General features: G+C 46.6%; 15 protein-coding genes. 12 read left to right on the top strand and 3 right to left on the bottom strand.

Annotated elements, in window-relative coordinates; translation table 11 throughout:
* The first annotated feature begins 21 nt into the window (after nt 1–21).
* From AC1VOR_RS05225 to yfcE, 6 genes are all read left to right on the top strand, one after another.
* The gene (locus tag AC1VOR_RS05225; protein WP_482616223.1) at nt 22–1,935 is read left to right on the top strand and encodes a cache domain-containing sensor histidine kinase; all 1,914 of its coding nucleotides are present in this window, start codon (nt 22–24) and stop codon (nt 1,933–1,935) included.
* Nucleotides 1,910–3,529 carry a response regulator gene (locus AC1VOR_RS05220; RefSeq protein ID WP_482616222.1) on the top strand — a complete coding sequence of 540 codons (1,620 nt, stop codon included), beginning with the start codon at nt 1,910–1,912 and terminating at the stop codon, nt 3,527–3,529. Before AC1VOR_RS05225 ends, AC1VOR_RS05220 begins: the two co-directional genes overlap by 26 nt.
* A 77-nt stretch (nt 3,530–3,606) precedes the next feature.
* Nucleotides 3,607–4,692, top strand: coding sequence for an AI-2E family transporter (locus AC1VOR_RS05215; RefSeq protein WP_482616221.1), 1,086 nt, complete (start codon nt 3,607–3,609; stop codon nt 4,690–4,692).
* Nucleotides 4,693–4,948: 256 nt separating this feature from the next.
* Nucleotides 4,949–5,494 carry a CueP family metal-binding protein gene (locus AC1VOR_RS05210; RefSeq protein WP_482616219.1) on the top strand — a complete coding sequence of 182 codons (546 nt, stop codon included), beginning with the start codon at nt 4,949–4,951 and terminating at the stop codon, nt 5,492–5,494.
* Between the two features lie 108 nt (nt 5,495–5,602).
* Nucleotides 5,603–6,676, top strand: a complete 1,074-nt coding sequence (locus tag AC1VOR_RS05205) for an FAD:protein FMN transferase (RefSeq protein WP_482616217.1) — start codon at nt 5,603–5,605, stop codon at nt 6,674–6,676.
* 135 nt (nt 6,677–6,811) lie between these two features.
* A complete protein-coding gene (gene yfcE, locus AC1VOR_RS05200) occupies nt 6,812–7,363 on the top strand; it encodes a phosphodiesterase (protein WP_482616216.1) in 552 nt (183 codons plus the stop codon).
* A gap of 10 nt (nt 7,364–7,373) precedes the next feature.
* Here yfcE and AC1VOR_RS05195 read toward each other — a convergent pair whose 3' ends face one another.
* Genes AC1VOR_RS05195 through AC1VOR_RS05185 form a run of 3 tightly spaced genes read right to left on the bottom strand, consistent with a single transcriptional unit; the run spans nt 7,374 to nt 11,100 of the window.
* Complete coding sequence (locus AC1VOR_RS05195; RefSeq protein ID WP_482616215.1) at nt 7,374–8,489, bottom strand: GerAB/ArcD/ProY family transporter; 1,116 nt, start codon at nt 8,487–8,489, stop codon at nt 7,374–7,376.
* An 11-nt stretch (nt 8,490–8,500) separates the two neighbouring features.
* Nucleotides 8,501–9,655, bottom strand: a complete 1,155-nt coding sequence (locus AC1VOR_RS05190) for a Ger(x)C family spore germination protein (RefSeq protein ID WP_482616213.1) — start codon at nt 9,653–9,655, stop codon at nt 8,501–8,503.
* Nucleotides 9,655–11,100, bottom strand: coding sequence for a spore germination protein (locus AC1VOR_RS05185; RefSeq protein ID WP_482616212.1), 1,446 nt, complete (start codon nt 11,098–11,100; stop codon nt 9,655–9,657). Before AC1VOR_RS05185 ends, AC1VOR_RS05190 begins: the two co-directional genes overlap by 1 nt.
* 124 nt (nt 11,101–11,224) lie before the next feature.
* On the opposite strand from AC1VOR_RS05185, the gene AC1VOR_RS05180 reads away from it, so the two are divergent.
* The 6 genes from AC1VOR_RS05180 (at nt 11,225) to AC1VOR_RS05155 (ending at nt 19,014) form a co-directional block, all read left to right on the top strand.
* Entirely contained in the window at nt 11,225–12,712 is a 1,488-nt protein-coding gene (locus AC1VOR_RS05180; RefSeq protein ID WP_482616210.1) for a spore germination protein, read from the top strand.
* Nucleotides 12,713–12,724: 12 nt separating this feature from the next.
* Complete coding sequence (locus AC1VOR_RS05175) at nt 12,725–13,885, top strand: Ger(x)C family spore germination protein (protein WP_482616209.1); 1,161 nt, start codon at nt 12,725–12,727, stop codon at nt 13,883–13,885.
* Complete coding sequence (locus AC1VOR_RS05170) at nt 13,882–14,091, top strand: hypothetical protein (protein ID WP_482616207.1); 210 nt, start codon at nt 13,882–13,884, stop codon at nt 14,089–14,091. Before AC1VOR_RS05175 ends, AC1VOR_RS05170 begins: the two co-directional genes overlap by 4 nt.
* Before the next feature lie 22 nt (nt 14,092–14,113).
* On the top strand, nt 14,114–15,217 hold the full coding sequence (locus tag AC1VOR_RS05165) for a GerAB/ArcD/ProY family transporter (protein WP_482616206.1): 1,104 nt from the start codon (nt 14,114–14,116) through the stop codon (nt 15,215–15,217).
* 70 nt (nt 15,218–15,287) lie between these two features.
* A complete protein-coding gene (locus AC1VOR_RS05160) occupies nt 15,288–15,977 on the top strand; it encodes an HAD family hydrolase (RefSeq protein ID WP_482616205.1) in 690 nt (229 codons plus the stop codon).
* A gap of 238 nt (nt 15,978–16,215) precedes the next feature.
* Complete coding sequence (locus tag AC1VOR_RS05155) at nt 16,216–19,014, top strand: endo-beta-N-acetylglucosaminidase (protein ID WP_482616203.1); 2,799 nt, start codon at nt 16,216–16,218, stop codon at nt 19,012–19,014.
* Nucleotides 19,015–19,017 lie beyond the last annotated feature (3 nt).

Below are 19,017 nucleotides of genomic sequence, written 5' to 3'. Positions count from 1 at the left end.
TAAAAAGGAGTTATCACCTGTATGAAGAATAAGCGCTGGATCGCTCTGTGGGATTCATTTATGTATTGGTTTGGACGTCGCTCGCTGCAGAGCCGCCTGATCGCCGCCTATATCTTTATTATCTTAGGACCCAGCTTGATGGTGTCCTTTTATTCGTATCAAGCAATCAATAACATGTATGTTCGCGATGCCAAGGAGAAGAACGAGTCCTTGCTGGATATGGAAGAGCTCCATATTCATACCCAAATCGAGTCCATGGTTCGGGCAGTTCAGGTTGCTTATGATGATCTGGATGTGAGGGAGTATCTGGCCAATACCATTGAGCCCGATGCAGCATACTTGGTGGATTTCAGCAATAACAGTTTTAAGAATCTGACGCGCATCCAGTATTACAATCCTAACGTAGAGCATCTGCGCTTGTTTTCCAGCAGCAACGTTTCGGAAATATGGCCAATTTTCTTCCGAGAAAGCCGAGTGGCTCATGAACCTTGGTATCAGAAAGCCGTGGAAATGAAGGGAATGGAATCCTGGGCATTCCAGTACAATGACCCGGATGTTATAGAGCGTTATAAGGGACAGCCCCCCCGCAGAGCACCTAAAGTGTCGCTGCTGCGTGAGATGAGTATTCCCGCCAACCATCATGTGGGCATGGTGCAGGTAGATATGCTATTGGAGAAATTTAGCCCGAGGACTTACTCGGCGATTCAGGACAACCAATCACAAATGCTGATTATGGATAGCGAAGCCCAAATCTTTACGCTGGAGCATAACTCTTTGCTGGCAAAGTACCCAAGCATGGGTGAGGCGATTAAGGAGCGTCTTCAGAGCTATAAGGATACAGGAATTTGGGATATCGATTACACGGAGAATGGAAAATCATTTCTTCTACTCCACCAACCCATTGAGCGCATCAATGCTGATTTATTCAATATTGTCTCAATGGACGGTGTATTAGAGGAAATTTCTCATACACGGAATTTATTAATTGGCGCCAATATTGTGTTTATTACTATGGTGACAATCATTGCTTATGTACTTAATGCCTTTATCCTGAAAAATCTTCGTCTACTGACCGAGGAGATGAAGAAGGCCCGGCGCGGAGAGACTTACAACGGAATCACTATCCGCGGAGGCGGGGAAGTTGGAGAACTTGCGCATCATTTCTCCAAACTCATGAACACCATCAATACCTTGGTAGCGCAAGCCGTATATAAGCAAGCGTTAACCAAGGAAGCCGAACTTCGCACATTGCACAACCAGATTGATTCGCATTTTCTATATAATACGTTGGAGAACATCAAGATGCTGGCCGAAATTGAGAACCAAAGAACGATCTCTGATGCGTTAACCTCATTGGGCGGGATGATGAGATACAATTTCAAATGGTCCGGCGAATATGTGAAGCTGCGAGATGAAATCAGGCATATTCAGAACTATACGGAAGTGATGAATATTCGCTTCGACACACCTGTTCAGTTGCAGCTTGATATTCCTGAGGATGATCTGGAGCTTGAGGTGTTGAAAATGTCGCTTCAACCCATTGTGGAGAATGCGGTAAAGCATGGATGGACCGGGGAAGAGGCTACGGCGCGGGAAATCTCCATCCAGGTTGAGGATTGGCAGGAAGCGGACATCCGTATTACGGTAACTGACAACGGCAGGGGAATGGATGAGGATACTCTATTCAAGCTTAATCATCGGCTGGATACGGTAGGGATGAATGTGAAATTCTCTGGCCGCTCGGGACAGGAAGTAAAGCAGCAGGGTATTGGACTACGGAATGTGCAGGAGCGCATTCGTCTTTACTATGGCAAGGAATACGGTTTGAAGGTCTTAAGTAGGGAAGGACATTTTACTCAGGTTGTCATGATTATACCTAAGGTAATGCTAGCAGGGAGGGTTGACAGAAATGACCAAGCTGATCATCGTGGATGATGAGAAAAATATTCGCTTAGGCCTGAAAACCATGATCGAACGCGAATTTCAAGATAAATACGAGATTATCACGGCTACTCAAGGGGCTGAGGCGCTTGAGATGTATCTGACAGAGGGCGCGGACATCATCATTACCGATATTCGTATGCCCGTGATGGATGGCATTACCCTGATTGAGAGAATATCGGCAGAGCCATTGCCATCGGGGCAAAGTGGCCGCCCATTGATCATCATATTAAGCGGTTATGAGGATTTTGAGTATGCCAAAGCCGCTATCCATTATCAAGCGATGGACTATCTTCTCAAGCCGATTCGCCGAGATGAATTGTTTGGGGCACTCTCCAAGTGTGGGGAACAGTTGGCCAAACGCTCCGAGGTAGTCGAACAATTGGCGATTACAGAAACCTACCGCTTGCAGATTCAACTTGCACGGTTACAAGAACTGCTACAGCAAAGAGATTTTACGGACAAAGATATAGAGGCATGGAGTAAAGAAATTGGCTTCGACCGATATGGATTACCGTTCTCTGTGGCTGTATTGACTTATAAATATGAGGATGGTAGCCGGATGAAGAAGGAGGAACTCCAGTCGCTGGCCAAGCATATGTTTGAAAGTGTGGGAGGGCGGCTCGATACCTGTCTGCTTGATCGTGAAGGCAGAGTGGTGCTGATTGGAGGACCGCAACGGAAATTTGCTGAATTGTCGCTGCTGGCTGACGAGAAGGAGCTTGATGGATTGCTGATTGGCGTGAGCCAAGAAGGCAGTCAGCTAACGGATCTGGCCCATGGATACAAACAAGCCAGTGCCTCCTTGAGTTATACGTTTATTTATCCCAAGACACGTCTGATTTGGTTCGCCGAACTACCCAGTGACCGCCCGTTCTTTGCGATACCCAAGGAAGAGATACGCAAGCTGGGGAACATTCTGGGAACCAATCGGGAAAAGGAAATCGGACCGATGCTCCATCAGATATTCCGGATTGATCAACTGGCAAACGTGGACATCTCTTATTTAGAAGCGGTAAGCAAGCAAATGAATGAACAGGTACTTGATGAGGTGTTCCGTTTGTATGGAGAGGCCTCTGTGGAAGTCATCAAGTTGTACCGCAAGGTAGGAGACTTATCCAACTTCCGTCATTTTCATGATTATTTCCGTTCCTTGGAGCAACTGCTCTTCAATCTGGACGAATATATCAAGGAGATCCGTTCAGCACATAGTGAGCATGGAGATATGAGAGAAGCGGTCGCCTACATCGAGAACAATTACCATCGCCCGTTGAACATGGCGATGGTAAGCAACCACGTTTCATTGAATTACTCTTACTTTAGCGAAGCCTTCAAAACTTATGCGGGAGAAAGCTTTGTTACCTACTTGAAGAAGGTGCGAATTCACAAGGCGAAGGAATTAATTGGGATGGGATCGCTCAAGCTATCGGAGATCAGTGCAGCGGTTGGTTTTGAGAACACCAGGCAGTTTTCTCGTGTTTTCAAGGAGCTTGAGGGAGTCTCCCCGTTCGAATATCGGGGGAAATTGTTCGTGGGAAGCGAGCGCTACACAGATCGGCAGAAACTTGAGGACGAGGAATCATCATAGATTATTTTATTTTTGAATCATCCATATAGTATAATGAGATCAACAAAGTTTTGGCATATTTTAAAAGTTAGGTGTGGATGATTATTAACCTGTTGGAGAAATGGACTCGTGCTGCTAAATTTATTTTGATCTTGTTAGCTATTGTGTATGTGTTTTCTTTAGTAAAACCCTTTTTCCTCCCTGTGAGTGCTGTTATCGGGGCCATATCCATCCCCATTCTGTTGGCGGGGTTCTTCTACTACCTGCTACGTCCTGTAGTAAGTTACATGGAAGCTCACAAGATCAAGCGATCCTTGGCGATTCTTATCATTTATGTGGCACTGGCCATTATAACGGTCGGGTTTATTGCTGGGGTATGGCCGATGCTGCGGGACCAGCTTATTACTCTGGTACAGAATATCCCACAATTGATTCATATGCTTGATGTTCAGCTCAACAAGTTGGGAGAGACGCCTCTCTTGGCTTCGATTATTCCGGCAGATTCTGACCTGGCATCGAACTTTACTGCGTATCTTAGCCAAGGAATTTCATTCTTGAGCAACTATATTTCGGGATTTGTATCCTTTATTTCTCAATTCGCGATTGTTTTGTTTACGTTCCCTATTTTGATGTATTACATGTTGAAGGAAGGCCATAACTTTAAGCGGAGTCTGGTGAAGCTGTCTCCCAAGCGCTATCGGAAGGAGACGCTTCGTGCGGCTGTAGAAATGGATAAAGCTTTAAACGATTATATTATCGGCCGGGTCATCGTCAATGTGGCCTTGGGAATGCTGATGTTTATAGGCTTTTTAATTATCGGTCTCCCATATGCGTTGCTATTGACAACGGTAGCCATCGTTTTGAATTTTATTCCTTTGTTTGGGGCGATTATCTCTTCCATTCCGATTGTGATCATTGGCTTGATTGAATCTCCATCTACGGGCATATGGGCTTTGATCATTATTCTGGTAGCACAGCAAATTCAGGATAATGTGATTTCGCCGTATGTGTTTGGTAAGAAGCTGGACATTCATCCAGTAACCACAATTTTGCTTGTGCTGGGTAGCGGCAACTGGTTTGGCATTATCGGCATGATCGTAGTCATCCCGGTATACATGCTGATCAAAATAGCCTGGCGCCGCATCTACAAGCTGTTCTTCCGATCTCAGTGGGAGACCCTGTAGTTCAGTTCAGAGGATTTTATAATGAAACACAAACACCTTCAAGATTGGTCTTATCTATCGTAAGATAGTGAGGATTATCTTTTAGGTGTTTTTTGTATATACGATTTCGCTTTCAATATATTGCCATAATTGTTTCATGTATTGACTTGTGAGTGGAAGTAACAAATAGCTTCCCAAATATAACCTATGGTATAATCGGGGCAGTTTCGTACAGATTTTGGATGATTTCTTTCTATAGAAAGGGTGCCACCATAAAATGAAGAATAAAATGATGTTACTTGGGGCTGGGGGCGTTGTAATTGCTGCCATCGGTGGATTTTTGTTATTCAACGGACCGGAGAAGCAGGCAGACCAGAATGTATTGGACACGCAAAGCATTAAGCAAATGGTTCATGATTATAGTGTAGGGAAGCTGACGGCTGAGTCGGCGTCGATTACTCCGCGGGAGTTGATTGTGAACGGGGGCAGTGCTGATGAGAAGGTGTACGCGTTGCCTCAAGAGGAGTTTTTTGTATCCGTGGCCCCATATATGGATCAAACCCATCCTTGTCAGGTTCACAGTCTGACGGGTTGCCAGGGGGAATTAACGGAGCAGGAATTTCAGGTTACGGTTACGGACCTGGAGGGTAATGCTGTGGTTGATCAAGTCATGAAATCAGAAGCTAACGGGTTTATCGACCTTTGGCTCCCGCGCGAGCAAACCTATCGTATGACTATTGAATATGAAGGCAAGACGGCCGAGTCGCAAATTTCCACGTTTGACACAGATAATACGTGTATAACTACTTTGTCTTTAAGTTAAAATTTCGGTGATTAACTTACTGGACTACTTGGGGACAATGGGGATACAATACAACGTATTGACGACAAGACACCACAGAAGCGTGGAATTATTGAACGAGGTGAAAGAATGTCATTAACACGGTATTTGCGGAGAGGTGCGGTTGCCCTGGCGTTAGTTGCCCTGGTTGCTGTCATGCTATCCGGCTGCGGAAAGAATGCAAGCAAGCAAGAACCGGCATTAGAGCTGGTGTCCAGACAGTATTATATTTTTGATACGGTTGTGAGCGTCAAATTGTACGAGGATGCCAAAGGGGAAGAGCATCTCAATCATATTGATGAAATGTTAAATGAGCTGAATGATGAGTTAAGTCGCACCCTTGAGACCAGCCAGTTGTATAAAGTGAATCAGGAGGCTGGCAAGCAAGCCGTGAAGGTATCCGCTCATACCCTTGAGGTGGTGAAGCGATCCATTGCCTACGCGGAAGAAGCGGACGGGCTATTTGATCCTACCGTTGGGGGATTGGTGGACCTTTGGGACATTGGGCATGAGGGAGCTCACGTCCCGGCTCAGGAGGATTTGCAGCGTGAATTGGCGCTGGTCAACTACAAGGATATCGTGGTGGATGAGACTCAAAGTACAGTTTACCTGAAGCGCCCGGGTACTATCCTTGATCTGGGTGCGATAGGCAAGGGCTACGCAGCCGACGAAATTGCTGCTTACCTCCGTGAAGAAGGCGTAAAGAGTACGCTGATTGACTTGGGAGGAAGTTCTATTATTGCTATGGGCGCCAAGCCTAATGGAGATAGCTGGAATATCGGTCTGCAAGACCCGGACAGTTCCCGTGGTATCTCCGTGGGAACTATTCGTCTTAATGATCAGATCATCACGACTTCTGGCGTGTACGAACGTTATTTTGTGGAAGATGGAGTGATGTATCATCATATTCTCGACCCACGGACCGGAGCGCCGGCACAGAATGAACTTAAAAGTGTGACGATTCTGACAGATTCAGCTACCGCAGGGGACGCCTTGTCCACGTACGTGTATGTGCTGGGGCTAGAGGATGGACTGAAGTACATGGAAGCCCGGGAGGATGACTCTGAAGCCATCTTCATTACCAAGGATGACAAAATTTATATTACCTCCGGCTTGAGGAATCTGTTCAAGATATCAAGCGAGGGATATACACTTGTAAAGTAAGCTGAGGGCATAGGTAAGACGTTCCGGTAAGAGGGGCGTCTTTTTGCTGAGTTATTGAGAAAGGAAGGTGAATATCGGCTCGCCAGTGTTCATTACCTTCCTTAAATACATAAATGATGAGGAGAGAAATTGAATATGAAAATCATGTTTATATCCGATATTCACGGGTCTGCAACTTGGCTGGAACGGGCGTTGGAGAAGGCGAAGGAGGAACAGCCAGATCAACTGGTAATGCTGGGAGATTTCTTGTATCATGGTCCCAGAAATCCCCTGCCTGAGGGATATGATCCGAAGCAGGTAGTAGAAATGTTGAACTTACATAAGCAGAACATTGTGGCCGTTCGCGGAAATTGTGATGCCGAGGTGGACCAGATGCTGCTGGAGTTTCCGATGATGGCAGATTATGCCATGCTGTATGTTGACGGTATGCGTATTTATGTGACGCATGGGCATGGGTATCATATGGAGCAACTTCCGCCTCTAAGGAAGAACGATATCTTTATCCAAGGGCATACTCATGTCCCCGTAGCCGAATGCAACCAGCAAGGCATACACCTGCTTAATCCGGGCTCGATAGCCTTGCCTAAGGAGAACCATCCTAATTCCTACGGAATTTTGCACAACGGACATTTTAGTGTTAAAGATTTCAATGGAAATATGTTGAAGCAAATCTTCTGCTCTCATTAATCGCTCCGCCCTAACGCCGCGACAATCGGAGACTCTTGCCATGGCGAAGCAATCCAATTAGATAGACGGCAGTATAATAAACGGGAATGCATTCAACAACGATCCAGATAATCACCACCTCCATAGAGTAGTAATGCTTCTGATAAAGTGACAGATTATTAGAGTAATAGAAGGCGATACATACAGCAAATACCGTCATCAGTACAATGAAGAACCGATGTCCTTTGGCTTTAGTGAAATAAGTAGCACAGCGGGAGGCGGCATAGATCAGAAAAGAACTATGAATAAACATGGAGGTGGTCCAGATTCCGATGATCAAGGGGGCCACCTTGGATAAAATGCTATCCGGCTCCATACTGCGTATAATTTCCAAATAAGGGTACTGGAACTGGCTGGCTAATTGAGGTCCGAAATTCATTAGAGCCAATAACCACCCGGTGATGACTAGCAAGCTTAGGACGCTGGCCACGGCGAATAGGCTCTTCAGTGCGTTCTTATCCAGCTTAAGGTCAGGAACAATGAACAGGAATACCATCCACTCTGCGAACCAGGAAAATGTAGTCAAGCTATTCTCGAATAGCTCTGAAGAGGGGAGTAGATGATATTGAAGCGCACTTAACATATTAAAATTGGCTTGTTGGGTAAACAGAAGCAATATTAATGTGGTTGAGGCCAGAATAAGAACAAACAGACCGTCAGCCATATAGATGATATTCTTCACGCCGCGCATGGCCGTGTACATGATGATAGGTGCGATTAACGCCTGAAGGAACCAGGGTGGGGTATTTCTCAGATAATTGGATCCGAAGAACAGTACAAAGCTTTGGATGTCATATGAAGTGTAGTATACACACCAAGCCAGCAAGAGTATGACAAAGACGCCGTGCAGCCACTTGCCCATCAGCGATTTGCCGAATTGAAGCCAGGGTTGTTCCGGATACCTGCTGCCAATATAAATCATCGTCCCCAATAACATTAAGCTGAGCAGATATCCTCCCAGTACCCCCATCCACGCATTGTAGGTACTACTTGCCAGCAAGGCAGGCACCAGAAACACAGTGGACTGGGAATTAAAATAGACAAACCCAAAGCGAAACAGTTGCCAAGGCGTCGTACGCATTTCCATGCTTTCCCTCCTTACGAATCTTGAGTTTGCTTGCCGAAATCATTAATTTTAAAATCAGTAATGACCCTGATCGTTGTCCCTTCCTTATAGATTTTCTCCCAATCTTGTTGGTTGGCTTGCCAGTAGTCCGGATACTTCCATTCCAGCATCTCGCCCAATCGGAGCACGTCTGCGGAGGCCTCCTGTGTGGCTTGCATCGCTCGTTCTACGTCCTTGCCAATCCTCTCATTAAGCCTTTCGATAATAATCGCACTAAGTTGCATCGAATCCCGCTTTTTTACATCCCGTATTTTACTTAAACTGGCTCTCCCCATAATCCGAATAGTAAATACAGGATACCCATCCTCCAGCTTAGCTTCATATTTGGAGGAAGATTGGGTGAACAAGGCGCTTGCACGACTCTTATCCCCATCCCAGACGATGGAATAAATAGGGTTTTGTAGCTTTCCGTATGCCCAAGCCAACCCCCTGCCCTCCTCAATGCCTAGCTGCCCCTTCATTTTTTCTTTATTAAATAGCGTAACTCCGCTAATGCCCGTCCAATTTAATGTTTGTCCAGGTTGATCCTCAGAAGGGACTTTCTTGGAGAATAAGTGGGTAAGCGGGAAGCCATACTCTGCAGCATTGGAAATAAGACAATCTCGGGCCGTAGTATTTATCATATGTCTTTGGGAGGCAAAGCTCGTCAGCACTTGGGTTGGCGATTGCTCATAGACGGGAGTTAACTGGGCAACATCACTGATGCTGTCAGCCGTCAGCATGTAGGCTCCCATAGAAACGGAAGATTCCCGCTTGATCCATTCCAGCAGGTCGGAAATTCCTGAAGCAGCATATTTCTTGCCTATGACAATAACCCGGATTTCTGACAGATTCAGCCTGCGCGTCATATCCTCTTGAATAAGTAGCATGGCGTTGGGGATGGTATCCGAGGTTTTGCTAATTATGGCATAGGGCTTCTCGCCGGGACCATTGCCTCCAGACTGTTCCCCGTTATTAAAGTGATTAGGCAAGGGGGTGCTGATAGAAATTTTTAACGTTCCCGGCTGATCCCCCACATCGATAAAAAGACCGTATACAAATACCCATTCATCCAATTCGATTTTGGACCAACATCCCGTGCATGTAACGAGTACCAGCAAAATTAGCGCACATTGAAGATATTTCATTATTTTCCGGCTCCTTTAGGATTGCGTTTTGGATTAAAGGGCAGATTTTCCGTAGCTCTTGTCGGAAATGGAAAGCGGAAGAAGGTGTCCTTCCACTCGGCGAGAATCAAGGGTGCCAACGGTTCCATATAAGGCGTATTAAATGACCTGAGTGATACAACATGTGCATAAATCAGGAAGGTGCCTGCGAATACGCCAATCAGGCCCATCGTTCCACCCATGATCATCAGGGGGAAACGGAGAAGCCGCAACACTAATCCCAATTGAATGTGGGGAATGATAAAGGAAGCGATGCCCGTGATGGAGACTACGATGACCATGGGGGCTGATACGATGCCAGCCTGGACCGCAGCCTGACCAATGACAATCCCGCCAATAATGGATACCGTTTGTCCAACGGGCTTAGGGATTCGAGTACCGGCCTCTCTTAGTGCTTCGAAAGTAAGCTCCATCACGAAGGCCTCAGTCAACGCGGAAAAGGGAATATTCTCACGTGCAGAAGCTATAGTGATCAGTAGATTGGACGGTATGATTTGTGGATGGAACGTAGTAATTGCGATATATAGCGAAGGCATAAGTAAGGCAATCAAGGCAAAGGAAAACCTAACGATCCGAATCCAACTGGCAGCATAGAAGTTCTGATAATAGTCCTCTGAAGATTGCAACAGGGAGATCATGCTCATGGGGGCCATCATGACGCTAGGCGTGCCGTCAACCATAATCGCAATACGTCCTTCCAGCAAGGAAGCCGCAACAGCGTCAGGCCGCTCCGTGAATTGGAACAAAGGAAATAAGGTAAGATTGGTGTTCAGACTTTCGCTCAGGTAGCTGGCACCAAAGACGCCTTTAGTTGAAATAGAGGCCAATTTGCTTTCCACTTGTTCAATAAGCTCTTGAGAGGCTATGCCTTCAACATAAATGATGCAAGTCGCTGACTTGGTGTATTCCCCGATTGTTAGCTGGCGAATTTTCAGGTCAGGATGCTTCAGCTTGTGGCGCAACAACGCTAAATTTGTTCCAATATTCTCGATGAATGCCTCTTGTGGCCCTACAATGACGACTTCATTTTGCGATTCTGTAATGGCTCTTTTCTGATATTGTGTGGCTTCCTCAAAGCAATAGAAGGCGGGACTTCCCTCAATAAAGAGTACCGGTCTCCCAAGTACAACGTAATCAGCCGCCTCAGTATGAGACAGGGTCTCGGTGTAGGACAAGGGGAATGCGGTGCCAGCCTCAAGTCGGGAGGCAAAATCATCCCAGTCTTTCCCTTGCCCGACTTCAGCTTGCAGTGGTGAGATTATATACTCATGAATCGCAAAGCTGTCGGTGATGGAGGAAATATAAATAAGAACTCCGGAGTGGCCCAGAATCTCTATGGGCTTATGGACGATATCTGCACTGTGCGATAACAGGTCAATCAAAGACTTCAGGCGTTGGTTATCCATGCTTCTCCTCCTAAAGATAGATTTAAGTGTACCCTTAGGATGCTGAAAAGAACGGAAAATATGAGGCCGAAACATGATTTTGACTATTTTGGACATAACATAAGGAGATGCATAGGAAGAAAGGATGAGAACATTGCGGGATAAGGAAGGACTTCATGAATCGGTAGAGCAGAATATAGCCTTGTTCAAGCGGACGTTTGCTGGTGATGATACAGTGAAAATCCGTCATTTTCGTCACCCGTCCTTGTCCTACGTATTTGGCTGTGTCATATATATCGAAGGTATGGTCAGCCACGATACGTTAAGCAATAACATTCTCAGGCCTGTGCTTAGTTATCAACCTGCAGAAGAGCACGATGGACATTCGTTTATGGAGATTATGACGGAGTGGTTGATTGACGCCGGTGATCTTCGCTTCTCGGATCATATGGAGGATATATTTAATTCGTTGTTGTACGGAGAGACGCTACTGCTGCTTGAGGGGCAGGCAAGAGTGCTCATTATCGGGACCCAGGGCTGGCAAACCCGCAGTATCTCCGATCCGGGAACAGAGAAGGCCGTCTTGGGGCCACGCGAGGCATTTACAGAATCACTGACCGTAAACCTGTCTCTCGTTCGGCGGAGAATCACAAGCCCTGACCTCAAGTTTAAATTTATGGAGCTTGGCAAGACGACGAATACCAACATCTGTCTTTGTTATGTAGAGAGTGTCGTCTCGCCCAAAATCCTGAAGCAGCTTACTAAGCGGTTGGAGCGTCTGGATATTGATGCGGTGCTTGATTCCGGGCAGCTTCAGGAGATGATTCGGGATACTCCCCTTTCCCTTTACGAAACGGTAGGAAATACAGAGCGGCCGGATGCTGTAGTAGGGAAAATTCTCGAAGGTCGTATTGCTATACTTGTGGATGGAAGCCCGTTTGCGCTGACCGTTCCATTTCTCTTCATAGAATATTTCCAAGTTAGCGAGGATTACTACAGCAATTACTTCTTTGCTTCGTTCAATCGGGTCATTCGCTTCCTGGGGGAATTTCTGGCAATCAGTATTCCGGGGATCTATATTGCACTGGTTACTTATAATCAGGAAATGATGCCCACGCCATTGCTGCTAAGCATTGCGGCTGCCAGGCAGTCCGTGCCGCTACCAACGGTTGCCGAATGCTTTATGATGCTGATTGTGTTCGAGATTTTGCGAGAGGCGGGGACGAGAATTCCCACTTCCGTAGGGCAAGCGGTAAGTATTGTAGGTGCCCTTGTATTGGGACAAGCCGCTGTAGAAGCGCGGGTAGTCAGTGCTCCGATGGTGATCGTAGTGGGTCTCACCGGCATCACGACTTTGCTGAATATTAAGATGAAGGCGGCTTCCATTCTCTCACGATTTCTTCTGCTCTCGTTATCGTCGTTTCTGGGGATTTATGGCTACTTATTTGGCATGATGGGCTTAATTATTCATCTGATGAGTCTGCGCAGCTTTGGAATTCCCTACATGCTAACCGTAGGTTCGTTCAAGGAAGAGGACATTCAGGATACGGTATTTCGTGCTCCTTGGTGGCAGACTAAACTACACGCACCGTTATCTCAGGCAAGGCAGCGAATCAAAAAAGTCTCAAGATAGGCGGGGAAGGACATGATGCGATGGAAAAAAATCACCTTGTGGCTCTTGTGCCTTGGCTTACTCTCTTCGTCAACCGGTTGTTGGAACTATGCAGAAGTCGATAAATTATCGACAGTGGCCGGCATTGCTATTGATAAGGGAGAGGACGACAAGATTGTGCTTACGGTAGAACTTGTGGACCCTACCGGTGGAAATGATAGCATGCACACTGGCTCTCAGTTGATTACCCTGACCGGGCATACCATCTTTGATATTGTCCGCCGCATCATTACGGAATCGGGGACGAAATTGTACTGGGCCCATGCCAAATCGCTGATTATGAGTGAAGAGATTGCAAGAAGCGGGGCAGCCAAAGTAATTGATTGGTATATTCGGGATACAGAAACAAGATCGGATATCCATGTTTTGGTTTCGGGCGAGAAGACAGCCAAAGAGATCCTGGATTCCAAGGAAAAGATCAGTGACCCGATATCGTACAGAATCGAAGATATTTTAAAAAATGAAAAAAGCGTGTCTGCATCGCCGGTCATGGAGCTATGGGACTTCGTGGATACCATTAACACACCGGGCATCAGCAGCATCCTGCCAGTCATTTACCTGAAGGATAATAATGGTAGAGAAACGGCTTCCATCAACGGATTAGCTGTGTTCGACATGGACCGAATGTTAGGAAAGATGGATTATTTGCAAACCAAGTATGTACTTATGTTGCGAAATGAGCTGGAGGGTGGAGTTGTCCCCCTAGGGGGATATAATCAGAAACCGGGCATTTCCCTGGAAATTTTTAATAATAAAACAAAGGTTAAGCCGGTTATCGTGGATGGAGAAGTACAGATTCGGGTTCAAACGCATACCGTTATGGCCGTGGATGAGGTGCTGCAAAAAATAGATTTCTACACGGAGAAGGGACGCACTGAGGTCGAAGAAATGGCAGAAGAAACCATGGAGACGGAAATGATGAAGGTCATCAGATACGCTCAACAGAAATACAAGCAGGACGTGTTTGGATTTGGCCGCATCATTCATGAACGTATGCCTAAGCAGTGGAAGAGTCTTGAGCCCAACTGGGACGAGAGATTCTCGCAACTCAAGGTTACTGTAGAAGCCAAAGTTATGATTAAGAATACAGCTTCCTCCATTAAGCCGATTTTGATTGAGGAGGATGACAAATGATCCTGCTCACGCTTTTGTCCTATGTACTAATTGTACTCGTTGACCAGGTTCAGAATTATAAAAATGGAACGAAACGAGATTTCTACGTGAGTTGTGCAATGTGTCTATTCTCATTCACGATAGCCATCCTGTTGGCCAGTGGTCTGGACCTGCCGAGTCCAGTCAAGCCAATTGAGCGATGGATCAGCCAGATGTTTGGGTCTTAATTGACTGACGGGAGGGAAATGCATGGACAAGGAAATGATCAGCCGCGGTGAGACCCGGACAATTCTGATCCTATATATCATGGGCAGCACTATGATTCTTGGAGCAGCAGGTGAGGCCAAGACGGATTCCTGGATTTCCATCCTGTTGGCGATGGCTTTGGCTGCACCCATTTATTGGGCGTGGGCTCGGGTACTGACCTTGTATCCAGGCCAAAATATGTTTGATATTGCGCTACATGTATTTGGTAAATGGATCGGAAAGATGTTCATCCTGGTATATATCTGGTATGCCTTTCATCTAGGTGCTCTTGTACTGCGGAACTTCGGCGAATTCATGGAAGCGGAGGCTATGCCAGAAACACCGATGCTGGTGCCCATGTTATTTGTGGTAGCATTGGCGGTTGGCGTTGTACGGGCAGGAATTGAGACCATGGGGAGAAGCGGGAGAATGCTGCTGAACATTTGTCTGGTCACGATGCTGGTCGTATTTCTGCTGGTATTAAGCAAATTGCGCTATCAAAATCTGTTGCCTATTTTGGATCAAGGCTGGCCCCGTGTCTGGAAGGGAACCTTCTCCGCCTTTTCTTTCCCATTTGCGGAAGCGGTTGTTTTCCTGGGGGCCATCTCCTCGGTTAAAGGCAAGAAACCCTTAACAGGGGTTTTCCTGTACAGTTTGCTCATTGGTGGAATGCTGGTTCTGTTCATCTCGGTCAGAAATATTATGGTCTTGGGCGTTTATACCATCGATAACGTTTATTTTCCGTCCTACGCGGCGGTTGGCAGAATTAATGTCGGGGATTTCATTCAAAGAATTGAGGGCTCGGTATCCATCGTATTCGTCATCTGTGTATTTATGAAGCTAAGCGTCTGTCTCATGGCTGCGAGCAAGGGAATTGCCAAGCTATTTGGCCTGGAAAGCTATCGTAGCGTGGTCATTCAAGCGGGGCTGCTAACCACTTATTTGGCTTATTTGCTTTACGATAACATTATGGAAATGCAGTATTGGACCATTTACATATACAGTATTTATGCAGTTCCCTTTGAAATTATCTTGCCTCTACTTCTGCTGGTGTTCGTAGAACTCAAGACTCGCCGGGAGCAACGGGCCAAGCCGGAACCTGGCTAGCCTATAGTTTACAAGCAACGTCGGTTTGGCATATCATGGGGCTATATACCGAGACGGAAGGAATGTGGAGATGGGGAAGAAAGATATCAAATTAACTAGGCCGGATGCGATCATCTTCGATATGGACGGCACTTTGTTCAAGACGGAGACCCTGCTGATCCCTGTGTTTCATCAAGTATTTGCACGGTTGCGCGAAGAGGGGCTCTATCACGAGGAGACTCCTCCGGAGGAGTTGATCCTGGGCAGCTTGGGTATGCTGTTACCGGAAATTTGGAGAAGAGTGATCCCGAATCATGGGGAAGAGGTACATCGTCGTGCAGATGAGCTGCTTCTGGAGTTGGAACTGGAGGGGCTCAAGGGACAGGTTACCGAATTATATCCCACTGTACCGGAGACGTTGGAGGCACTTCGCGGTAGAGGAGTAAGGCTGTTTGTTGCCAGTAATGGTCTGGAACATTATGTGAGAGGAGTCGCGGATACTCACCGGATTCTCCCGTTGTTTGAAGGGCTTTACAGTGCAGGCCAGTATGAAACAGAGACAAAAGTGGATCTGGTTCGGTTGTTGCTGGACAATCATAATGTGTCAAAGGCCTGGATGGTTGGAGATCGTTCTTCGGATGTTGAGGCAGGTAAACAAAATGGTCAGATCGTTATTGGTTGTGCCTATGCCGGATTTGGAGACGGACAGGAGTTGGCGGGAGCTGACATTCTAATTAATCAATTTGATGAGTTGCTGGCCTTATTTGATCAAGCCGAGTAGCCAATAAATTTAGAAAAGCCGGAGAATCCGGCTTTTTTTGTGCAAATCTACAAGTTTACATTATGGGAAATGAAGGGCCATTTATTTAGTTTGTTCCTTATATCTTTACTTTCACCTCTATTTGAAAGTGCTTCCATGGGATAGATTGGTATATAAATCCATTTGCAGGGAGGTGTCTGGGGCAGGGAGTCCTTGCTTAGGAACGGTAGCATATAAGAATAGAGGAGTTGATGTGGACATGCAAAAAAGAAGAAAAATGGTTTCGAAAATAACGTCGATGATTTTAGCGGCGGGACTACTCGCTGCTGTATTTCCGTCAGCCGCACAGGCGGGGGATACTTGGCCATTTGAAGGAGATAGCGCCCATGGAAACAATCAGCCTAGCGTTCATGGCTACACCAGTGGCCAAATCCTTCGTTGGAGTCCGGAGACGGATCGTGACGGGGAGTTGCTCCGGTCGCGTGTACCCTTACAGCCTCGAATTAATGCATTTGCTCCAACACAAGCCAATCCCAACTTGAATCCGGATGCCCAAATGATAAATGTGTCCGGGGATTATGGGAATGCCTTTATCGAAAATGCACCTTACACCAATAAATTTGCCCAATATCATTTTAATTTCTGGCAATACGTTGATTACTTCTCCTATTGGCATGGCACAGCGACGGCCTACACGCCACCCGAGTATTACGATGAGCTGGCACAGAAGGACTGGCAGCAGAAATGGTTTGAATTCGGCATACTCAACATTCCCAATCCAACCTATACGGATGCAGCACATAAGAACGGTGTCCTTTCCCTGGCAGGCATTTTCTTCTCCAACAATGACCGTGGCCAGCAAATTTATAAGCAAATGCTTGTTAAGGACGAGAACGGCAATTATCCTGTAGCGGAGAAGCTGATTGAAATGGCTGAATACTACGGATATGATGGTTACTTTGTGAACCAGGAGGAGCAAGGACCCAATGTGGCAGTGGCTGATATTCCTGATTACTTAGGATTTATGAAGACGCTGCAACAGGGCGGCTTGTACGTACAATGGTACGATTCATTGAATACGGCTAACGGGGCCAACACGTTCGCCAGAACCTTCAACGATAACAATATTTCATTCTTGTATGACAAGAATGATGGCCAGCAAGTATCGCAATCTTATTTCTTCGATTATGGCATGGGAAGTTCCCAAATTAATGGAGCCAAGAATTATCTGAACAGTCTGAATCAAAATTATGGTACGAACTATAACCTCTTTGATGTGGGCTTTGCGGGTCTGGAGGCCGGACGCGACCGCTTCAAGAGCGTGCAGGGCTCGGCGCTACGTAGCAAGCTGGATAATAACGGTTTGTTGCAGTTGAGTCTGGCTACACTAGGGGCAGACTTTGTACATGCGGGACTGGATGAAGATATGGGCTTGTCCTGGCCAGTGAAGCATCGTGCGGAGAATGATTACCAGTGGATGACAAAAGTGCGCGAGCAACTGTGGTGGTCCGGTCCTAACGGTGATCCCAGGAATACGTCGGTATCGTCCACGAACACAGCCTCTGATGTTTACGCCGATAACCGTTATTGGCCGGGGATCGCTTCTGCGATTGCAGAACGCTCTGTCATCGGAGAATCAAACTTTTATACAAATTTTAATACCGGTCACGGTCTGAACTATTATGTGGATGGTCAAATCTCCAATGAAGCAGAGTGGTCTAACATGAGCTTGCAGGATGTTCCGGTAACCTGGCAGTGGTGGCAGGATACCGAGGGCGACAAGCTTACGGTCGATTTTGATTATGGTCCTGAATACAATATTGGAACAACCACACGTTTTGATTATGAACAAATTGGAGCTTATCAAGGTGGCAGCTCACTTGTTGTTAATGGACATCTAAATGCTCCCAATTTCTTGAGACTTTATAAGACGAGTCTGGATATCAATGCTTCCTCTAAGCTCTCTATCACCTACAACAAGGTGACGGCGGATGATGATTCTACCATGAAGATCGGAATTATTCTTGCCGATCAACCCGATACCGTTGTAGAAATTCCTGTGGAGGGAAGCGGTAGTCAAACCGACGGTTGGGTTCATGCGGAATTGGACTTAAGCGCTTATGCGGGTCAAGCCATCGCAGCCTTTGGTCTTGTATTTGACCCGGGAGCAGACACTATTTCGGATTATCAGATGAATATTGGACAAATCCGCATCTATGACGGTTCGGCGGTGACGCCACCAGCTCCGGCAGGAGCACAAATTACCGCCGCATACACAGATACGGAGGAAATGGTTGTTAGCTGGCAGATGGATACCAACTATGACAACGTAAAGCAATATAATGTATACGTTAACGACGTTTACGTGGGCGGCAAGTATGATGAACTTTTCTATATCAAGCAATTGCCTGCCCGCTCTGGGGTAGTTAAGGTAGTTCCTGTAGGAGCTGACGGACGAGAAGGGCTGGCTGCAGAAATTTCTTTTGATTTAAATGCTTCACCAACGAATATTCAGGTGGACTCCCGCGAGAACGGCGAGTTTGAAGTGTCTTGGACTCCGGCTTCATCGGGTAGTACGGACGTGAAGGTGAGTGTGCAATCGCTCGACTGGATTACGACTCCTCAGCCTGTATTCGAGCAAGCGACGGCTCCGGCGGGACAAGCCTCTGTCCTGTTCAGTGGGATGCCAACGAATGGGGACGACTATGTGGTCACTTTATCTTCTACAAGTGGTACCCCCGTCTCGGTAAGCGGCAACTTCATTGATAAAGTGGTGGAGCCTTATGCAGAAGCGTGGTCATGGGAAGGTAACCGATTGAATTTGCCTATGCCGGAAACACGGGATTGGCGTTATTTATACGTCTATGAGGACGGAGTACTAAGATCGTTCCCGACTACCTACAGCGTTGGCAACAAGGATCACATCATTCGGGGCAGAACAACCAAGGCTTCCTTAAGCTTTAATTCGACTGCGGCTAATGTCTGCGTCATTATGGAGGATTATGCCGGGAACCAATCGGAACCGCTCTATCTAAAAGGTGGAGAGCCTACATCTTGACTG

The organism is Paenibacillus sp. 1SOY10 (assembly GCF_056836745.1).
This window is presented reverse-complemented; position numbering and strand designations above follow the sequence as displayed.